The sequence below is a fragment of the Metabacillus sp. KJ11-3 genome (assembly GCF_055808295.1).
Map to the genome: position 1 here is coordinate 3423904 of NZ_CM147865.1, position 18346 is coordinate 3442249.

General features: G+C 35.6%; 17 protein-coding genes and 1 pseudogene. 1 reads left to right on the forward strand and 17 read right to left on the reverse strand.

Going from position 1 to position 18346, the window contains the following annotated elements; genetic code table 11:
• Positions 1-225: 225 nt before the first annotated feature.
• Positions 226-528: a Dabb family protein gene (locus tag AC0L8O_RS17090; protein ID WP_473444003.1), complete on the reverse strand. Its 303-nt coding sequence runs from the start codon at positions 526-528 to the stop codon at positions 226-228.
• 152 nt (positions 529-680) lie between these two features.
• Between AC0L8O_RS17090 and AC0L8O_RS17095 the strand changes: the two genes are divergently transcribed.
• Positions 681-908, forward strand: coding sequence for a YczF family membrane protein (locus AC0L8O_RS17095; protein ID WP_473444005.1), 228 nt, complete (start codon positions 681-683; stop codon positions 906-908).
• Here the strand turns inward: AC0L8O_RS17095 and AC0L8O_RS17100 are convergent.
• The 16 genes and pseudogenes from AC0L8O_RS17100 to AC0L8O_RS17175 form a co-directional block, all read right to left on the reverse strand.
• Positions 905-2005 carry a GerAB/ArcD/ProY family transporter gene (locus AC0L8O_RS17100; RefSeq protein ID WP_473444007.1) on the reverse strand — a complete coding sequence of 367 codons (1101 nt, stop codon included), beginning with the start codon at positions 2003-2005 and terminating at the stop codon, positions 905-907. The genes AC0L8O_RS17095 and AC0L8O_RS17100 overlap by 4 nt on opposite strands.
• Before the next feature lie 29 nt (positions 2006-2034).
• Positions 2035-3254, reverse strand: a pseudogene (locus tag AC0L8O_RS17105) (Ger(x)C family spore germination protein).
• Positions 3251-4504, reverse strand: coding sequence for a spore germination protein (locus AC0L8O_RS17110; RefSeq protein WP_473444009.1), 1254 nt, complete (start codon positions 4502-4504; stop codon positions 3251-3253). Before AC0L8O_RS17110 ends, AC0L8O_RS17105 begins: the two are co-directional and overlap by 4 nt.
• Positions 4485-4847 (reverse strand): hypothetical protein, encoded by a 363-nt coding sequence (locus AC0L8O_RS17115; protein ID WP_473444011.1) that lies wholly within the window; start codon positions 4845-4847, stop codon positions 4485-4487. The genes AC0L8O_RS17110 and AC0L8O_RS17115 overlap by 20 nt, the downstream gene beginning before the upstream one ends.
• Positions 4848-5369: 522 nt before the next feature.
• Positions 5370-6587, reverse strand: coding sequence for a cytochrome P450 (locus AC0L8O_RS17120; RefSeq protein ID WP_473444013.1), 1218 nt, complete (start codon positions 6585-6587; stop codon positions 5370-5372).
• Between the two features lie 48 nt (positions 6588-6635).
• Positions 6636-7343: a dethiobiotin synthase gene (bioD, locus tag AC0L8O_RS17125; protein WP_473444015.1), complete on the reverse strand. Its 708-nt coding sequence runs from the start codon at positions 7341-7343 to the stop codon at positions 6636-6638.
• Entirely contained in the window at positions 7340-8479 is a 1140-nt protein-coding gene (gene bioF / locus AC0L8O_RS17130) for an 8-amino-7-oxononanoate synthase (RefSeq protein WP_473444017.1), read from the reverse strand. Before bioF ends, bioD begins: the two co-directional genes overlap by 4 nt.
• Entirely contained in the window at positions 8473-9813 is a 1341-nt protein-coding gene (bioA, locus tag AC0L8O_RS17135) for an adenosylmethionine--8-amino-7-oxononanoate transaminase (RefSeq protein ID WP_473444019.1), read from the reverse strand. The genes bioF and bioA overlap by 7 nt, the downstream gene beginning before the upstream one ends.
• Positions 9785-10579: a 6-carboxyhexanoate--CoA ligase gene (gene bioW, locus AC0L8O_RS17140; protein WP_473444021.1), complete on the reverse strand. Its 795-nt coding sequence runs from the start codon at positions 10577-10579 to the stop codon at positions 9785-9787. Before bioW ends, bioA begins: the two co-directional genes overlap by 29 nt.
• Before the next feature lie 468 nt (positions 10580-11047).
• On the reverse strand, positions 11048-11779 hold the full coding sequence (tatC, locus tag AC0L8O_RS17145; protein WP_473448976.1) for a twin-arginine translocase subunit TatC: 732 nt from the start codon (positions 11777-11779) through the stop codon (positions 11048-11050).
• A gap of 80 nt (positions 11780-11859) precedes the next feature.
• Entirely contained in the window at positions 11860-12045 is a 186-nt protein-coding gene (locus AC0L8O_RS17150) for a twin-arginine translocase TatA/TatE family subunit (protein ID WP_473448978.1), read from the reverse strand.
• 188 nt (positions 12046-12233) lie between these two features.
• On the reverse strand, positions 12234-12374 hold the full coding sequence (locus AC0L8O_RS17155; protein WP_473444023.1) for a hypothetical protein: 141 nt from the start codon (positions 12372-12374) through the stop codon (positions 12234-12236).
• A complete protein-coding gene (locus AC0L8O_RS17160) occupies positions 12371-13474 on the reverse strand; it encodes a NosD domain-containing protein (protein WP_473444025.1) in 1104 nt (367 codons plus the stop codon). Before AC0L8O_RS17160 ends, AC0L8O_RS17155 begins: the two co-directional genes overlap by 4 nt.
• Before the next feature lie 445 nt (positions 13475-13919).
• Positions 13920-15458 (reverse strand): response regulator, encoded by a 1539-nt coding sequence (locus AC0L8O_RS17165; RefSeq protein ID WP_473444026.1) that lies wholly within the window; start codon positions 15456-15458, stop codon positions 13920-13922.
• A gap of 18 nt (positions 15459-15476) precedes the next feature.
• The gene (locus AC0L8O_RS17170) at positions 15477-17204 is read right to left on the reverse strand and encodes a sensor histidine kinase (RefSeq protein WP_473444028.1); all 1728 of its coding nucleotides are present in this window, start codon (positions 17202-17204) and stop codon (positions 15477-15479) included.
• Between the two features lie 239 nt (positions 17205-17443).
• Positions 17444-18331, reverse strand: a complete 888-nt coding sequence (locus tag AC0L8O_RS17175) for a carbohydrate ABC transporter permease (RefSeq protein ID WP_473444030.1) — start codon at positions 18329-18331, stop codon at positions 17444-17446.
• Positions 18332-18346 lie beyond the last annotated feature (15 nt).

Genomic DNA, 18346 nt, shown 5'->3' on the forward strand with positions numbered 1-18346 from the left:
CATTAATCAGAAAAAGCTATAGCTTTATTTTTAATATCATTAGAAAAGGAAAAATACATATAATAAAGGTCTATAGAGAGACAAGACTCATCTAATTTAACTTGAAAATATTCTTAAATCATCCTCCTTCATTCATTGTCTATTTATGATAAAAACCAAGTTATCCTTAAAATACGGTTTACCAGGCAAGTCAATATGACTCTCATCTGTATAAAACCCTTCTTTTTACGCAATAGGATAGTCAACAACAACCACGTCTTCAATAACTCCTTCTAATGATCCCACAAACTCTTGATGAACTGGATGAGGCCCATAATTGTCCAGAGCATCCTTATTTTCAAAAGTCACTCGCAGCCCTAAAGTAAACCCCTTTATATTTTCCACTTCCTCTGTAACGTTAAATCCTGCCGTTAATTCTTTAATGCCAGGAATCTTTTCTTTAAAATGATTAAGTCTTCCAAGTAATTCCTCTTCTTTCTCTGGTGTTAAAAAATCATTAAATTTAAAAAATACCATGTGTTCATACATGTTTCTCATCCTTTCGATGTAAATTCGCTAAAAATTTCATCATTTCTTTACATTATTGCTCATTAACAGGGTAAAGCCAAGCATCTTAAACAGGATAAATACTATAACTGTAACAAATAATATGAAAAATATGAAACATAGGAGGGATTGTATTGAAGGTATTTAGTGTAGTGATCTTAGTATTTTTCTTAACAATTCTAACAAATGTTGCTATTGATCTTATAGGAGGTGATACGCTGTTCGAAGCATTAACTACCCTACTAAAAACATTTAATATTATTGGAGCTGGGGAATATGTCATGTTATTATTTCTGGTCTTCATTATTATTGGCAATCAAATCTTCCAGTATCTGAAAAATAAAAATCAACAAAAAGCTTAATTCATTTTTTGTTTTAAATGATTGCGAATCATTGATACTATTAACAATAATGCTGGAAAATATAAAATTATTGGAAAAACAAGCGGGCGTAGCCCCTCTTTCCCTTCTGCCATATATCCGGAAAAGTTAGTCGCTATTGTCATAGCAGAAAAGATAATGATTCCACCTACCGGTAACAAAATCTGCTGATGATTTTTCAACTTAAATAAGTCGACAATTCCAATAACTGCTCCGTACATAAAAAGCGATCCTTTAAAAAATACAGTAATTAACATCGTAAACACAACAATCGCATCGAGTCTTTGAATAAATTCAAGCAGATTGACCTTTCCTATTGTCGCTAGTGTTGGAAATGTGGTTCGTTCCATGACATCAACACCTAGAACTGCGATATTTAAACTTGCGGTCCAACTTAAAGTAAGTCCACTTAACAATAAGGCAGACATCCAGACTTTTTTAACTGAACCAGATTTATTTAGATAAGGGAGCAGCATAGTAAAAACAACCATTTCCCCAAATGGAAAATGAACTGATTCTAAAACAGCAGTTGATAGAATCGGCTTCCATCCATTCTCTAGAAAGGGCCTTAAATTATGCAACTCAAAATCCCCAGAAACAAGGATAAAGAAATTCCCGGCCATCCCTAACAAAAACAAAATGATAATAAATACTTCCGCTGTTCTTGCTAACACTTCAACTCCTTGGTAGAGAACATAACAAATGACGAGAACAAATGAGATTTGGATTGCTAAGAGTGGTGTTTCAGTCATGGTGGATGAAACAAGCAATTCACTAAAGTCACGAACCTGTCGAGTTGCAATTTGCAAAAAATAAAGGACATAAAATAATCCGACAATCCATCCTAAATAATTACCTAGTATTTTCCTTGCATACCCAGTAATAGGTAGTTTTGGATAATGACAAAATAGCCGATAGTAAATAAAAAATAATCCTACTCCCAGTGACATTCCCAAAAGGATGGCAAGCCAAGCATCTTTTTTCGCTTCTATACCATAACTTACGACCACTGCTGTCCCTAGGTTAAACATAAACATCATGGCAAATAGTTGAATTCCGTTAACCTTGGCTTTTTCCATCTCCAGCAACCCCTTTCTCGTTCATTCATCTATTTAATATACGACTTTACTTTCATTCCAGTCCGTCGAATTGTTGCATGAACTTCTATGTTAACTTTTGATTCCGGAAATATTTCCTCTTCCCATTTATCTTTTATTTTTTTCCAATAGTTTTTTTCCTCAATATTGATATATTCCCCCAATCCGAAGACATCACTTTTTTCCTCTTGTAGGGTTTTTATTGCTGCCTGCACCTCTTCTTCAATTTCATTTCTCAACTGCTTTTCTAACTCTTTAATAGTCTCATCCTTATCAAGCTCCATCGAACAGTGCGTTTCTGATACAGACCCTTCTGCATTTATTCTAATAGTAATTACTGGTTTATCTTTTTTGACTTTAGCCTTTATAATTGATTCTGCACGTCCAATATCAATTGCTATAGCATCTTTTTTTTCAGGGCAATCAAGGTTCATCACTGTCTCTACCATTTCATTATTAACCCACACCACACCACGGGCAGGGTCTCCTTCCAGCCATTTTTCCAGTTTACCGTCTCTGATTATTGCAAGTCCTTTTATTTCTAACTTCGTACTCTGGGAAATCTCCTGCATATTTGCTGTTTGATTCCCCTTTTCTACATCTCCATTAATCTCGATCCCTGTAATGGCTGCACTTCCTTCTCCTAATTTCATAATCGCCTGATCAGCACGAGTACTTGGATACTCTCCCCATATTTCTTTTGAGGATTGTAAACTCCCTTCAATTTTTGCTGAAGGTATAGGTCTTAATGAAGTAGAGACTTTTAAAGCATCCTCTGCTGTGTGGCCTTTTACAATTAACACTGGAAAAAGTACCCGGAATTTCGGATCACGTTCAACCACATCAAACAGCTCATCAATTCCCTCTTTTGCCAGTTCCTCACCAATTAACATAATTTGAATATGAGGAAAAAAAGTTCTGCAGGTGCCTCATTTGAAATCTTTCTTAAGGCTTCCTTTAATGTACTGCCTGTCTCTGAATATGTAGTAACTGGTGAAGATTGTACACTACCAGCTTGTTGTCCACCTGAGACGATACTAGGATTAATAATTTGTACCGTTGTTCGAAATCTGTTTTCAGGATCGTCCCCTCCCTTATCAATCCCAATACCTGAAATAATACTAAAATCCTGTAATTCATTACTGTCCCAACATCCTGATATGAAGAGAATGGATAAAATACATAGAAATATTTTATATGACTTGTGCAGTAAAAAATTTTTCATGATCATTCATTTCCTTCACCTAATGGTTCACCTTTTTTAGAATCTATTCTATTTGTTTTCTTCTGACTAACGAGACGGGGACGTTTTTTCATAAATGGTTTTGGCAGCCGTAAAATGGCATCTTTTTGGTCCGCAACAACAAGGGGAGCAAAGGGAGCTAAATATGGTATACCAAATGATCGCAGGCTTACTGTATGACTAACCAATAATATGACTCCTAACCCAATACCGTAAAGTCCATACGTACTGGCCAAAATCATCATAATAAAGCGCAGCAAGCGAACAGCATCTGTCATTGAATAATGAGGAATTGTAAAACTTGCAATAGCTGTTGCCGCTACCACAATTACCATTGCACTAGAAACAATTCCCGCAGAAACGGCCGCTTCCCCTAATACTAATGCACCTACGATTGATACCGCCTGACCAACAGGTCGCGGCATCCGGACCCCTGCTTCCCGCAATACTTCAAATGTAAATTCCATTAATAACGCCTCAATAATGACCGGAAATGGAATTGCCTGACGCTGCGCAGCAAGATTAATAAGTAGAGGTGTTGGAATTAGTTCTGGATGAAAAGAAATAAATGCAATAAATAGAGATGGTCCTAAAAGCGTTATTAGAAAAGAAATAATCCGAATGAATCTCAAAAAAACACTAATATTCCAACGTAAATAATAATCTTCAGCTGTTTGAAAAAATTGATTCCATGTAGCCGGAACAATTAAAGGTATAGGTGTTCCATCTACAAAAATAGCGATCCGTCCCTCTAACAAATTACCCGAAACAACATCAGGTCGTTCAGTAGTCATGATGGTTGGCCAAGGAGTAAAGATATCATCAGCAATCCATTCCTCAATGGTATTTGAACCTTGAATCTCATCTACATCGATCTTGTCTAAACGTTCCCTTACTTCATTAATAAGTTTTTCATTTGCAATTCCGTTTATATACATAACACCTATATCAGTTTGTGTGATCTTTCCAAGTTTCCTTGTTTCAAGCCAAACATTTGGGCTTTTTATTCGACGGCGAATCAAAGAGGTATTTGTAATTAACGACTCTGTAAAACTTTCTTTAGGTCCTCGCACTGAACTTTCTGTCGTTGGCTCTTGTATTGACCTAATTTCTCCACCTTGTGAAGCACAGGCAAAAGCCTGATTCCATCCATCAATAAGAACGATTGTTTGACCACTTAAAAGTAGAGATAAAAGCTTTTTTAAATCGATTGCGACTTCAACATGTGTTGCTGTCAAAAGATGATCTTTTACATATGCACCTATCAGATCCGGGGGCCCAATCCCCCTCTTTATTTTCAACAACATGAATGTCAGCCATCAGCTTTTCAATCACTAAATTTCCCATTAGGTCTTTATCCGTTAATCCATTCAAGTAAATTGTTGCTACCTTATGGATGAGAGGTTTGCCCATTTCAAATTCCCTTAGAATTAAATCACCACTATGACCCAATGCTTCTCTAACTTTTTCAATATTATCCTCTAAAGAAGGACTGAGATCGTATTCAATCGAGGAAGAATCTGTTTCATCATTAAATACATTTTGTGTTTTCTTCTTGAACATACGGCCCCATGTATTCATTCATTACACTCCAAATTTTTCAACTACAGTAATTAGTTTTTAGAGTTTCCATTTTTATATCATTCATGCATCTTTTTCCTTGAATAGTTAAAGGTAAAAGTCAAAAAAATTTGGACAAAAAGGAAAACCAAACAGTTTTAGAATTAGCAAATAAGGAAAGGTTTTGCTGAAATGCACTGTGAAAGAATTTTTTTTATGAACCTTGTTAAATCCACTGCTGTACAATATGAGAACAATATAGCTTCAATCTTTCACCTATTAAGGAAATGAATCTTCTCACTCTTTTGATCCGAGAGGGATTTGCCTCCCGAACCCCTGTCAAAATGGGATTGGAATAAATATGGTTAAACAATTCAAATTGGACCTGAATCCCGATAATAAAGCATTGGGATTCAGGCCCTAGAATTGTTAGTTAAAGGTAATCTGGGTAAATACAAACCAGCTAATAATAACCAGTTATTAGCTGGTTTTTGTCAGATCAAAGCTATATATGATGTCTTATGCACGACTGCAAGTTACAAACTAATCAAAGACAACATACAGTTCTTTCAGTGACCTAAATCCAATTAATTTTCTCCATTGCCAATCACTAAAAGCTAGTCGGAAGTTAGGCAGTTGTTGCAAAAGTTCCTGAATGGCAACATGTGCTTCAATACGTGCTAATGAAGCACCTAGACAAAAGTGAGGGCCATAGCCAAAAGCAAGATGAGGATTTGGGTTGCGCGTGATATCAAGCAGATGCGCATGATTGAATTTATTCGGATCACGATTAGCAGCACCTAAAAATAGATAGACATGCTCCCCTTTCTTAATCGTTGTTTGCTCAAGTTCAATATCTTCGGATGCCATTCGTGCAGTCAGCTGGGTTGGGCTCTCATAACGCAAAAATTCCTCAACAGCCACTTTAATAAGCTCGGGTTCCTCCTTTAACTTTATTAGTTGTTCAGGATGTTGTAATAAGGTGAGAATGGAATTACAAATAAGGTTTACTGTCGTTTCATGGCCGGCAATGACAAGTAAAATACATGTTGAAAGTAGTTCCTCGCTAGTTAACTTGCCCCCGTCTGTTGTCTCCTTACTTAATAGGCTGATGAGGTCATCTTTTGGATTAAGCACTCGCATTTCTATAAGCTTATTAAAATAGGCTGATGCCTTGATCATTGAATCATTTCCAGTTCGTAACCCTTCTCTTGAACGGGTAAAATCAACTGTATGAATTAAGCTTGCAGCTAGTTCTTTAAATTGATTTCGTTCTTCTGCTGGTACTCCGAGTATTTTGGCGATAATGAGGCTTGCCAATGGAAAAGCATACTCTGAAACAAGGTCCACTCTTTTCCTTTTTTTAATGCTATCAAGTAAATCAAGAACCGCTTCTCTTATATAAGGTCGAAAATACTCCACAGCATTAGATGTAAACCCATTGCTAATCAACCTTCTTAACCGCATATGGTCAGGTTGATTCTTAAAAAGCACCATATCATTCTGTATGTTTTTCAACTGCTCATATTTTTTTGTGGATTGAGGCAGGGGGATCCGATTTTTAAATCTGGAATCCTTAAGAATCATAAGTACCTCATCATATCCGGTTACATACCAGCCCGGATTTTTAAATAAACTCCCCCGGCATATTGGGTGTACGGAACGCAGCTTATCGTAAAATGGATAGGGTTTACTTAAAAATTCAGTAGAAGTTAGGGAAAATGGAATGGCAAAACCTTCCGCTTGCTTTTGATTTAACATGTTCTCTATCTGCACCCTCTCCACTTTTTTCTATGTATCTATCAAATTTCACCTCTGTTGCTTCAGTCTTAACCAATTGCTAAGTAATGACATATCTATATTTTCCAGTACCATTTTTAGTATGCCTTCCTTTGTGATCTCATTTAATTTTGGTGTGATACCTAGAATAGGTACATTGCATACATCTGCTATCACATTCGGGTTTGTTTTTTCCGCAAGATCTGATTGATCGCTGAGGCCATTAATTACAATACCAGCAACCTCAATCCCCATGCTTTTTGCATATTGAACTGTAAGAAACGTATGGTTGATCGTCCCAAGATTCGGTCGTGCTACTATCACAATTGGCAGCTGCAAGGCCTTTATTAAATGACTAACTAAAAAACGATCACCTAGCGGAACTGCAATACCGCCAGCACCTTCTACGATGAAATATTCGTGTTTTCCTTTTATCCCTTCCCAATGATTTACCACCTCTTCAAGCCCTACCGTTTTTCCTTCAAGCCTTCCTGCAACAGATGGGGCAAGCGGCTGAGCAAATTCAAATGGAGTAATCTCCTTATGGGATAGAGAGGATTGTGACATTTGCAACAGCAAACTTGTATCACTTTGCGGATGTGAACGGGAGATCCCGCTTAATAATGGCTTAAAAACACCAACATCCATCCCGCTCTCAATAAATGCAGCAGCTATTCCACATGCTATAACGGTTTTTCCAACTCCTGTATCTGTTCCTGTAACAAAGAAACCCTTCACTTAATCATATTCAACTCTTTTCCTACTAAATTAAATGTCTCCAGCAAATAATTAATTTCATTCGTGCAATGTTCTGTGGTGACTGTTAAGCGAATACGACTTTCTCCAATTGCTACAGTGGGTGGACGGATAGCAGGTGCAAATATTCCTTTTTCCTGCAGCTTTTCTGCAAATATCGCAGTTTTTTGTGTATCGCCAACAATAACTGGGATAATGGGTGTATCAGCTCCCTTTACTGAAAAGCCCATTTCTTTAAGTTCTTTCTTCATTTGTAAGACATGCGATCTCAGCTGTTGGCGCTTTTCTTTGCTTTGCTCAATGATTCCCAAAGCAGTATAAGAAGCCGCACAATTAGCAGGAGGTATCGCGGTTTGAAAAATAAACGTTCGGGCGTGATTGACAAGAAAGTCAATTAACGTTTTAGAACCGGCGACAAAACCTCCTTCTGATCCAATTGCTTTGCTTAATGTTCCAATGACCACATCAGGCATTACCCCGAAATACTCGCTTGTCCCCCTGCCGTTTTCTCCTAAAACCCCTGTACCATGAGCATCGTCAACAATCACACAAGCATGATAGCTTTTTGCAAGTGCCATGATTTTATCCAAAGGTGCAATACGACCGTCCATACTAAATACTCCATCTGTTACAATAAATCGACGCTTGTAAGATGCTGTTTCTTTCAACTTTTCTTCAAGATTATCGAGATCGACATGTTTATAGATAACGGTGTCAGCTTTTGATAGGCGGCAGCCATCAATAATACTGGCATGATTTAATTGGTCGCTTATAAGGACGTCCCCTTTTTCAGGCAGTGATGACAGAACACCGATATTAGCTAAATAACCGCTTGAAAATAAAAGAGCTGCTTCCGTTTGCTTGAATTCAGCAATACGTCGTTCAAGTTTTTCATGCCACTCACAATTACCTGTTGTTAGTCTTGATCCACTACTTCCAACTCCCCAGTCATCAAGTGTCCTTTTTGCTGCCGAAATCAACCGTGTATCTTTCGCCAATCCTAAATAATCATTTGAAGAGAAGACGCTTTGATTATTTATTTTTCGTAAATGCCGAGTCAATCCAGCCTCTTTCATTTTGTCTAACCGCTTATTTAACCATCTCTCATCGTTTAGCATGTGGTTATCTCATTTATTGCATTTTTCATAATCGTGACCATTGCTTCAAGCTCACTGCTTGAACTGGCAAGCGGTGGCATAAATACGACCACATCACCTAGTGGTCTCGTGAGCATGCCAAGCTCTCTCATTTTTAATGAAACGTGATATCCCATGCGTTTTTCTGCAGGAAAAGGTTTTTTTGTTTCTTTAGATTGAACAAGTTCTAATCCACACATAAACCCCAGCTGTCTGATCTCTCCAACATGAGGGTGTGAATCCAGCCCTTTAAGGAGAATATGGAGATCCTTTGATTTTTTTGATACCTGTTCAACGATATTTTCCGCTTCAAACAAACGTAAATTTTCCAGTGCTACTGCACAGCCAAGCTGATTTCCCGTATAGGAATGACCATGAAAAAAGGTTTTGAGCTTTTTATAGTCATCATAAAATGCATTGTAAATTTTCTCTGTTGTAAATGTGACCGCGATTGGCAAATACCCACCTGTGATTCCCTTTCCAGCTGCCATTAAATCCGGTTGTACATGTTCATGTTCACAGGCAAACATTTTCCCTGTACGGCCAAAGCCTGTGGCAACTTCATCCACAATCATCAGAACATCATATTTTGTACAAAGTTTACGAACACCGGCTAAAAAACCTTTTGGCATGATGATCATCCCGGCTGCTCCCTGTACCATCGATTCAATGGAAAGCGCGGCTATTTCTTGATGCTTTTCAATCAGCAGCTGTTCAAGTGTATGTAAGCATTCATCGCGGCACTGTGAAGGATCGCCGCTTTCAGAGCGATATACGTAAGGAATAGGTGCCTTCAAACTCTCAAACATTAAAGCACCATATACATCATGGAAAAGTGAGATTGAACCTATACTTACAGCACCAATCGTATCGCCATGATATCCATTTTGCATCGAGATAAATTTTTTCTTCTCAGGCTTCCCTATGTTTTTCCAATATTGAAAAGCCATTTTCAGCGCAATTTCCATTGCTTCTGCACCGCTATCTGAATAAAAAACTCGTGTCAATTTCTCAGGAGTTAGTTCAATTAGCTTTTCAGCAAGTTCTGTTGCAGGAACATTTGTCATACCTAATAATGTGGAATGCGCAATTTTTTCAAGCTGTTTCTTTATCGCTTCATCTAATTCTTTCTTACGATGGCCATGTACATTAAGCCAAACTGAAGAGAATCCATCATAATATTCCTTTCCATAAATGTCTTTTACTTTAATTCCATTTCCACTCTCGATAATCAATGGGTGCTCATCATAATCCTTCATTTGAGTGAAAGGCAGCCAGAGATATTTTTTACTTTTTTCTATCAATTTTTGTGTCATTCTCTTCCTCCCATTCAATAAAAACCGGCTGTTTTTCTAAATAATTTATGTAGGAGTTTACATCTTCTAATTTATCAACAAAAAATATTCGACAGCCCTGTTCATCACCGTATTCTTTTAACTTTGTGATTCGTTGATAGCCCATTTTTTTACTTGCAACATACCCTGTTATATAATCAGGATCATCTGACCAGCATAATTCCGCGACAGTAGCATGGTGCTCACTTACCTTTGATGCAAGTACCAGTGCCTCTTTTAATCTCGTATCCTGCGGAAATTGATAGCGGGCAGCCCATTTTTTAAAGTTATGATCCATCCAATCCATTCTTGAAACACGTACACCTTTAGCATTTCTCTCATCAATTCGCTTACCTGAATAAATATCGATTACCATTGCCCCTCTGAAGCCGAAACAATTCGTTAGCTGCCCTAATGCTTTGTCGATGATTTTTTTCGGGATACCAGCCTTTTCCAAAAGGAAACAAGCTAGTTCTCTTCCATTTTCTACTGTTTCCACTACATTTGTTTTAACGTTTAACGGCTTTAATCGTTTTATCTGCTCATTTAATAATTCAAACTGTATTTGCATAAAATCGGGTTTTCCTCTTGAATGGGTAAGCCCCTTTTGCAACAAAACATTCACTGCATTTGGAAGATCGCTATTAATTGAAAGCAACTCACCGCCAGATATATGCTTTCCCCCATGTTCATGCGATCCTCCCTTTGATGCCCTCATTCTTACACTATAAAAATTATTCTCTTGCATCTTTTCATCCTCTTTCTTTCATTTGTTCAACAGCGTGGTCCCGCAGAAAAACCGATATGTTAACCAAATATATTTATTAGTTAACAATAAAAATAGTAAAGTTGATTATACATTCTGTCAATATGATGTGTAACATTAGGTAAAAGGACTTATCAAACATCTAGCTGTTTTTTGAATGGAAGTACGACTTTATATTGAATGGAAACCTGGACAAAAAAGAGATTGGGGATATAATTAGCTTTAAAAAATGAGAACGGTGAATTTTGAGGGACTCAAATTCACCGTTCTCTATTTTTCCGTGTAAAATCTTCTATTGTAACTTTATTCGATATTCATTTTCTTTTAGCAGCTTGCTGTGTTTTTCTTGTTGCTGTTCGAGGGGCACACGAATTTAGTCTGTTAAGCAAACTTAAAGACATCTAAAAGCTAATTCCTCACCTTATTTTAAGGAATCAGCTTTTATATATATTAAACAGATTCTTTGTATACCTCATTATTTTCTTCTTTAGTCCTTTGCTGTCTTTTATAAACTAATTTAGATAAGCTGATACTAATTTCATATAATAATAATAAAGGTATAACCACCAGGATATCTGAAAGAAAGTCTGGAGGCGTAATCGAAATTGAAACAAAAATTAACAGAAAGTAAGCATATTTCCTAATTTTTTGCAAACGGTATGGATTGATAATTCCTAAACTTGTCAAAAACATAATGACAACGGGAAGTTCAAACAGAAATCCAAAAGGCAAAGTCATATGAAGCAAAAATTTGAAATATTTCTCCGTTGTAAAGAAAGTAGTAAACATATCATTAGATAGCGACATTAAAAAATTTAGTACAAGAGGAAATAGAATAAAGTAACCAAAACTAATTCCTAATATGAATAGCATAAATAGTCCTGGAATATAAGCAATGGTAACTCTGCGTTCTTTGGGTGTTAACGCTGGACGTACATACAACCAAACTTGGTGCGCAGCAACTGGTATAATAGCTGCAATAGCAACAACGCTTGCAATCATTAAATAAACGACTAAGATATCACTTGGACCTAATAGAGCCAGCTTAAATGGCAAATCTTTAACTAACACATGATAAATATCTTGGACATATATAAATGCTAGAATTAAAGACAGAAGAAAAGCAACTAAAGTGATCATAATGCGTTTACGTAATTCCTCAAAGTGTTGAACGAACCGCATGTTTTGATCTTCCAACCTAATCACTCCATGAAAAGGAAGATGTAAGACAGAACCTACATCTCCTATTATTATTTGGTTAGTTATTCTTTCTTATCAGATGTTTCTGAATTTGAGTCATCTGTTACAAGATCTTTGGTAGACTTTTTAAATTCTCTTAATGTTGAACCAAATGCTCTTCCTATCTCCGGTAACTTAGAAGGTCCGAAAATAATAAGGGCGATGGTTAAAATTAGTATTAATCCTGGTACTCCAATATTTTGAAGCATCATTTCCCCTCCTACTTTTTTTAATAATTTTATAGAAGCTTATCATCATTTTTAGAATAGCTTCAGCAAAAAGTCGTTTAAATCCATATTCTTAACGATTTTTTTAATCTTTGATTAATTTCATTACGGTTGAAATACTCGGACGAATCGTTGCCGTATCCCAGATAGAGTAATAGCAAGGCAATAAATTACCAAACGATCGTTGTATTTGAACTAGCTTTATCTACCTCTAACGATGATGCAGAATGAACTATACGTGTATCCACACATGAACCATTGACTACAACTTTTCGATTTGAAGAAATACCATAAATCTTGGTATTAGTCACCCAGTTTCCATTCCCCCCATAATTAGGATACGAGTGTTATTTTCTGGTTGAGCAGAATTGATCGTTGACGCAGTGATATGATTATCATTTCCATTAACATGAATCAGTCCATAAAGACCATCACGCCCAATAGGATCACTTTTCCAGTTACCTGCACCATCTCTTAGCGCTTGCACTTTTCCAGAAAATAAATTTCCATTCCCTTTTATAACAACAGCACCAGTGTAATAGCTTTGGATATTATTCCCTGTAAATGTACAATCATTGGCTCCTATAGCTTCTAAACAAATATGTCCATCAGGATAAATGTTGTTGCCTACAATATTTGCCCAATTAGGATTTTCTAAAAATACACTTTTTCCTAACGGTTGTGCTCCAAAGTAGTTATTGGCAACCAATAATTGCTGAGAAGCTCCGACCGAAACAAGACCATTACGTACTTCTGAAATCCAACATCCACTTACTGTGCATGCGTCAGCTCCATTAAATCGTAAACCAGTATCTACGTTGATTGTTGAAACACCAATAATTCGAACTGCATCATTATCATGGTCGATATTAACAGCAATTTGACCTTTATCTGTTCCACGACCTTGAATCAAAAAGCTTTCAAGTTGAATCGAAGATACTCGTGGTGCCCCAACACGTCTTTCAGAAATGATGGCTGTTTGACAGTTATTACCTAATACAAGTTTACTTCCTCCGCCTGGATGAGTTGGACCTGTTTGTTCTTCGGGGTCGATATTCGAACGTGTGCCTGCATTAACACCTCTGATTGTCACATAAGAGCGATTAATTTTAATTGGAGAATGAATCCACATTTCACCTGCTGGTAATTCAATCACTCCTCCAGATGGAGGCATATCATTAATAAGATCATTAATAATTGGTGCGTTGTCAAAATTGGGGTCATTTAACCGTGCTCCATAATTTACTGGGTCAAGTACCATAGCTTGAGAATAGCTTGTTTCGTTGGAAGCCTTTGCTATTGACTTAAAAGGAAAACCTCCTAAAAATGTTAATACCCAAACAAATAATCCTAATATAAAGCTCCGTCGTTTTATTAAATTGGATTGTTTAATAGATTTATTTGTTTCCATATTATTTCCCCCTAAGGAATTTACGTATTTTTAAAACTTTTATTTAGTAATAAGCTATAAAATACTTGATAGAGGGCCTTTTCAGCAAAAAAGTTACCTCCCTTTCCTTCTGTTAAACCATTACGGAGCGATTGCGTTGGATCACCACTTAAATTGTAGTAAGTTCTTGATACTTATTTAACTTTCATAAAACTTTTAACATTACCGGAATTTAATTCATATAAACGATTTCATAGCCAGACAAATAGTGAAGATTAAAATTGTTAACGCTTACAAAAACATCAATGACCACCCCCTCAAGACGTTCTATTATGAGTGATTTCCCTTAAATATTTTGATTTTTCAAAAATTTAACCTAATAGTGTATATGATTTGGATGGAATTTTAGAGTCAATTAGCTTGATATTCCATCTCTAAGTATAATTCGCTTCCATTTTAGCTCATTTCACAAGGTACTTTGATCGATACTGACTTGGTGTAATTCCCACATTTTTTTGAACACTTGGTAAAAGTATTTTTGATTTTCATATCCTACCTGGAATGCTACGTCTGCCACCTTACAACTAGATGTTCTTAGCAGTTTTTTTGCATGATTGATTCTTGTTGAAGTAATATATTCAAAGATTGTTTTCCCAACAGACTTTGAGAATAAGCTACATAAATAGGAAGGGTTCTTATAAAAATGCTTACCTAAGTCTTCTAAAACAATAGGCTCCCGATAGTTAACATTTAGGTAATCTTTTATATCTAAGATAAGTTTTTCATTATAAGAAACTTTATGAGCATCTACTTTAGATTTAATTGAATATACTAACCTTCTTAACCACTCACTTAATTCATCTAAAGAATTGAGTGTGTTTAATTGTTCGTAGACCTCATATCGTTCATCCATAATATGATTAAGTTCAAATTCCTTCTCCACATACTCAAGCAAATGATTCACTAGTTTAGAACATAAATAAAAAGATTTTTTAGGTGGAAGTCTTGTTTGTTTAGCATAATCAATTACTTGATCAATCAGTTTATCCATTTCAAAAAAATCATTTGAGTGTTTTAATGAAAAGTATTGTTCGATTTCTGAAATGATATTGGAATCAATTGTTGTATTTAACGTCTCTATTTCACTGTAATACGTGATCTGTTGATTGGAATAGATACCAATCTTGGCAGACTCCTCCGCCTCTTTATATGACTGATTGATGTTTACTAGATTGGAATATGAATGGCTTATTCCTACTGACACATTGGCTTTCATTTGCTCTGGTATAACGTGAAATACATCTTCTAAAAAGGATGTCATCCTATATGAATCAGAGAGAGACATCAAAATAGCTAAGGATTGATCAATATGATACAGGAAGCATTTTATTCCTTTTTCAGTTAGTGCTTGATCAATGGTGAATCGTAGAGAATTGATTTCCTCATCATAGTGATGTTCATTTAATTCACCATTTCTTTTTTCAAAGATGACACAACAAAACTGTTTAAAATCGTTTGTCACTTCTGGTATAACGCTTTGATTGCCTAACATAATTTCAAGAAATTGCTTCTCTACCAATGCCTCTTCATATCGCTTTTGTCGCTTATCGTAGAGCTTTTCCTCCTTCAGCTTTTTTATTTTACAAATGGCTTTTTCAATTGAAGCAATAATTTCATCCACTTCAATCGGTTTGACTAGATAGTCAAGTGCTTCAAGCTCTATCGCCCTTTTTGCATAATTAAATTCAGGATAGCCACTAATAATGATAAAGACAGTGTCGAGTTCAAGCTTTTTCACTTCATTGATTAAATTTAAGCCATTCATTTCGGGAATTCTTATGTCCTGCAAAACAATATCTGGTTTTAAATCAATAATTTTTTGTAAGGCTTCTTTTCCATTTGAGGCGGATCCCACAATTTCAATCTCATAATCCTTCCAATTAGTTGCATATGTTAAGCCTTCAACCACAATCTTCTCATCATCAACTATTAGAAGCTTATACATCTGTTTCACCTACCTTTTTTAATCCTCGAGACCTACCTTTAGATACACAGTTGTACCCTTTCCACTTTCACTATTGATTTCTAATCCAAATCCCTCACCATACTGAAGCTTCAACCTTTCATTTATATTTTTTAATGCGTAACCCACCTTGTTATAATCAAATGTTTTACTGTCAAATCCCTTGCCATTATCACTGATTTCAAAGAGTAGATAATAGCTTTCTTGATAGCCTTTAATCGTGATTGTTCCTTTGCCTAATTGTTCTAAGCCGTGATAGACAGCATTTTCTATAATTGGCTGAAGTAGTAGTTTTATCATTTTTCGTTCAAGTATGGAAGGTTCAACGTCAATATGATAAGTAATTTTATGATCGAAGCGAATGTTTTGAATGTCTAAATAACTCTTCACTTGATCTATTTCATTTTGAACAGTTGTCACATGGCTACCATCATTTAATGTTAACTTAAAGATTTTCGACAAACTGATGGCAATCTTAGCAATCGGCTTTGCTCTTATTTTTATCGCCATCCAGTAAATTGTATTTAACGTATTGTATAAAAAATGAGGGTTGATATGGCTTTGTAATGCCATAAGCTCAGCTTCTTTTTCTTTAATTTTTGATTCATATAGTTTAAATGTTAAGTCAATATTTCGATTATAAATTTCAACAAAACGGTCTCCAATCTTCCCTATTTCATCTTCTTTATTAAAATCGACTCCTGAAATGATTTCTCTCTTTTCCATTTTTTCTGTTACCAAGCGCAGCAATCCTAGCTGTTTCGTTATTTTTTTTGATAATGTGAATGCAAAAATAATGGAAATAATTAATCCAATAACTAGTAATGAAATCGTGATGATCCTTATTTTATTTACTTCTTGAACAACACTGTTATATGGAATAATACTAACGACCTTCCATCCAGTTTTCTCATTTGTATGGTAGTTTAATAGATTTTTTGTGCCATTTATATACTTAATAATAGTACCTTGGTTTTCGGAACGATCAATAATATTCGCCAATTGTATAGAAGAGATTTGCATTGAATTCCTTGAATATATGATGTGATTACCGTCAAGAATGAGGATATTCCCTTTCGTCTTTACCTCATCAAACATCTTATTAAAAATTTGTGAATCAATGCTAATAAGTAGAACGCCCATTGATTCCTCTGTGCCTAGATTTTTTATCATTCTTCCGTAAATTAACGGTTGTTCATCTGCTGTAACTAGTCTCATTTGTTGACCATTAAACCATTGTCCCTTCCAAGGGCTATTTAATAGTTTATTATAAAAACTAGATTCCTTTATTAGTTGATATGCATTACCATTTTGTAGGCTTTCACCACGATTAACTTTTAATAAACCATGATGTTCATTTCCAATATAAATAGAGTTAATAAACGGCTTATTGACAACTGTGATGTTATTTAATGTATTCCTGGATGCTGTCTCAAGTCTAAAAAGTCTCGGTCCAACTTTGTTCATGGTTAAATATCCGTGAATATCATTTGATAAAAAGATACTATTCGATATATCTTCAATTTCCGTAATAAACGTATCAATATTCCAATCGGCAATCGTTAAAAAGTTTGTAATTGTTGATGAGACTTTGTTTTCAATGGCTTTATTAAATAGAATAAACGTAAAAGGACCAATAACAAGCAATGGGATTAATGTAGAGAATAATGCAAGAAGGATAATTTTTTGTTTAATAGGTGAGTCGGTTAATTTCAGTAATTTTAACATGGTTCTTCATTCTCCATTTAATAAAAAGTTAGCAACAGAATAGATAACGTTTTCATTTTTCTCTGGATTTAGATATATTTTTAAATATCTAACCTCGCACACTCATATGATTAAATTTTTATAACCTTCTACTCTTCTTTTTTCTTGAGAATCCTAATTTTTCAGCACATTTTTATTTGTACCTTCGTTCTTTATGCCTTTTACTTTCATTTAATAAACAGCCCATCATTTTACAAGATTTACTCCTTAACAGCCCCTAAAGTCATACCACTCACAATATAACGTTGGACGAATAAAGAAAAGATCATGACCGGAAAACTAAACGAAACAGCTGCAGCAGTCATTGGACCCAAATCAAGATTATAGGCAGTCAAAAATTCTGAAATACCAACTGTGGCCGTTTTTGCTTGAGTGCTCGTCATTAAAAGGGAAAACAAAAAATCATTCCACGCTAACATAAATGTAAAAATCGCAGTTGTTGCTAAACCTGGTAAAGAAACAGGAAGAATGACCCGTATAAATGCACCAAGCCAGCCACATCCATCGATACGGGCTGCTTCATCAAACTCTTTTGGAACAGAATCAAAGAATCCGATCATAAGCCAAATCGCAAAAGGGACATTCACACTTGTATAAACTAAAATTAAGGCCAATTGAGTATCAATGAGACCCATGTCCTTTACTATCATATACATAGGAATCGCAATACTTATCATTGGAACCATTCTGACCACTAAAGTAAACAGCAAAAAATATTTTCCTGTAACAGAAGTAAACCTTGAAATGCCATAAGCTGCCATTGAACCTAATAACACACTAATAATTGTGCTAACCCCAGCTGTGACTAAACTATTAGCAAAATATCTTCCGACAGGTAAGTAATCGAACATATTTCGGTAGTTTTCAATTGAGAATGTTGAGGGCCATAATGTAGGTGGTGCACTAACTGCTTCAGCTGAAGGTTTTAATGAAGTTAAAAGCAGATACACATACGGGCCAAGAAACAACATCGCTAGTAAGCAAGTTAATGCGATTACAAATAGAAGCCATATCTTTCTCTTCCATTTCAGAAGATTTAAAGGCGTACGCTTCGCTAAGTCTGTTTTACTTATAGGTAATTCCGTCATAACTATTCCCCTCTC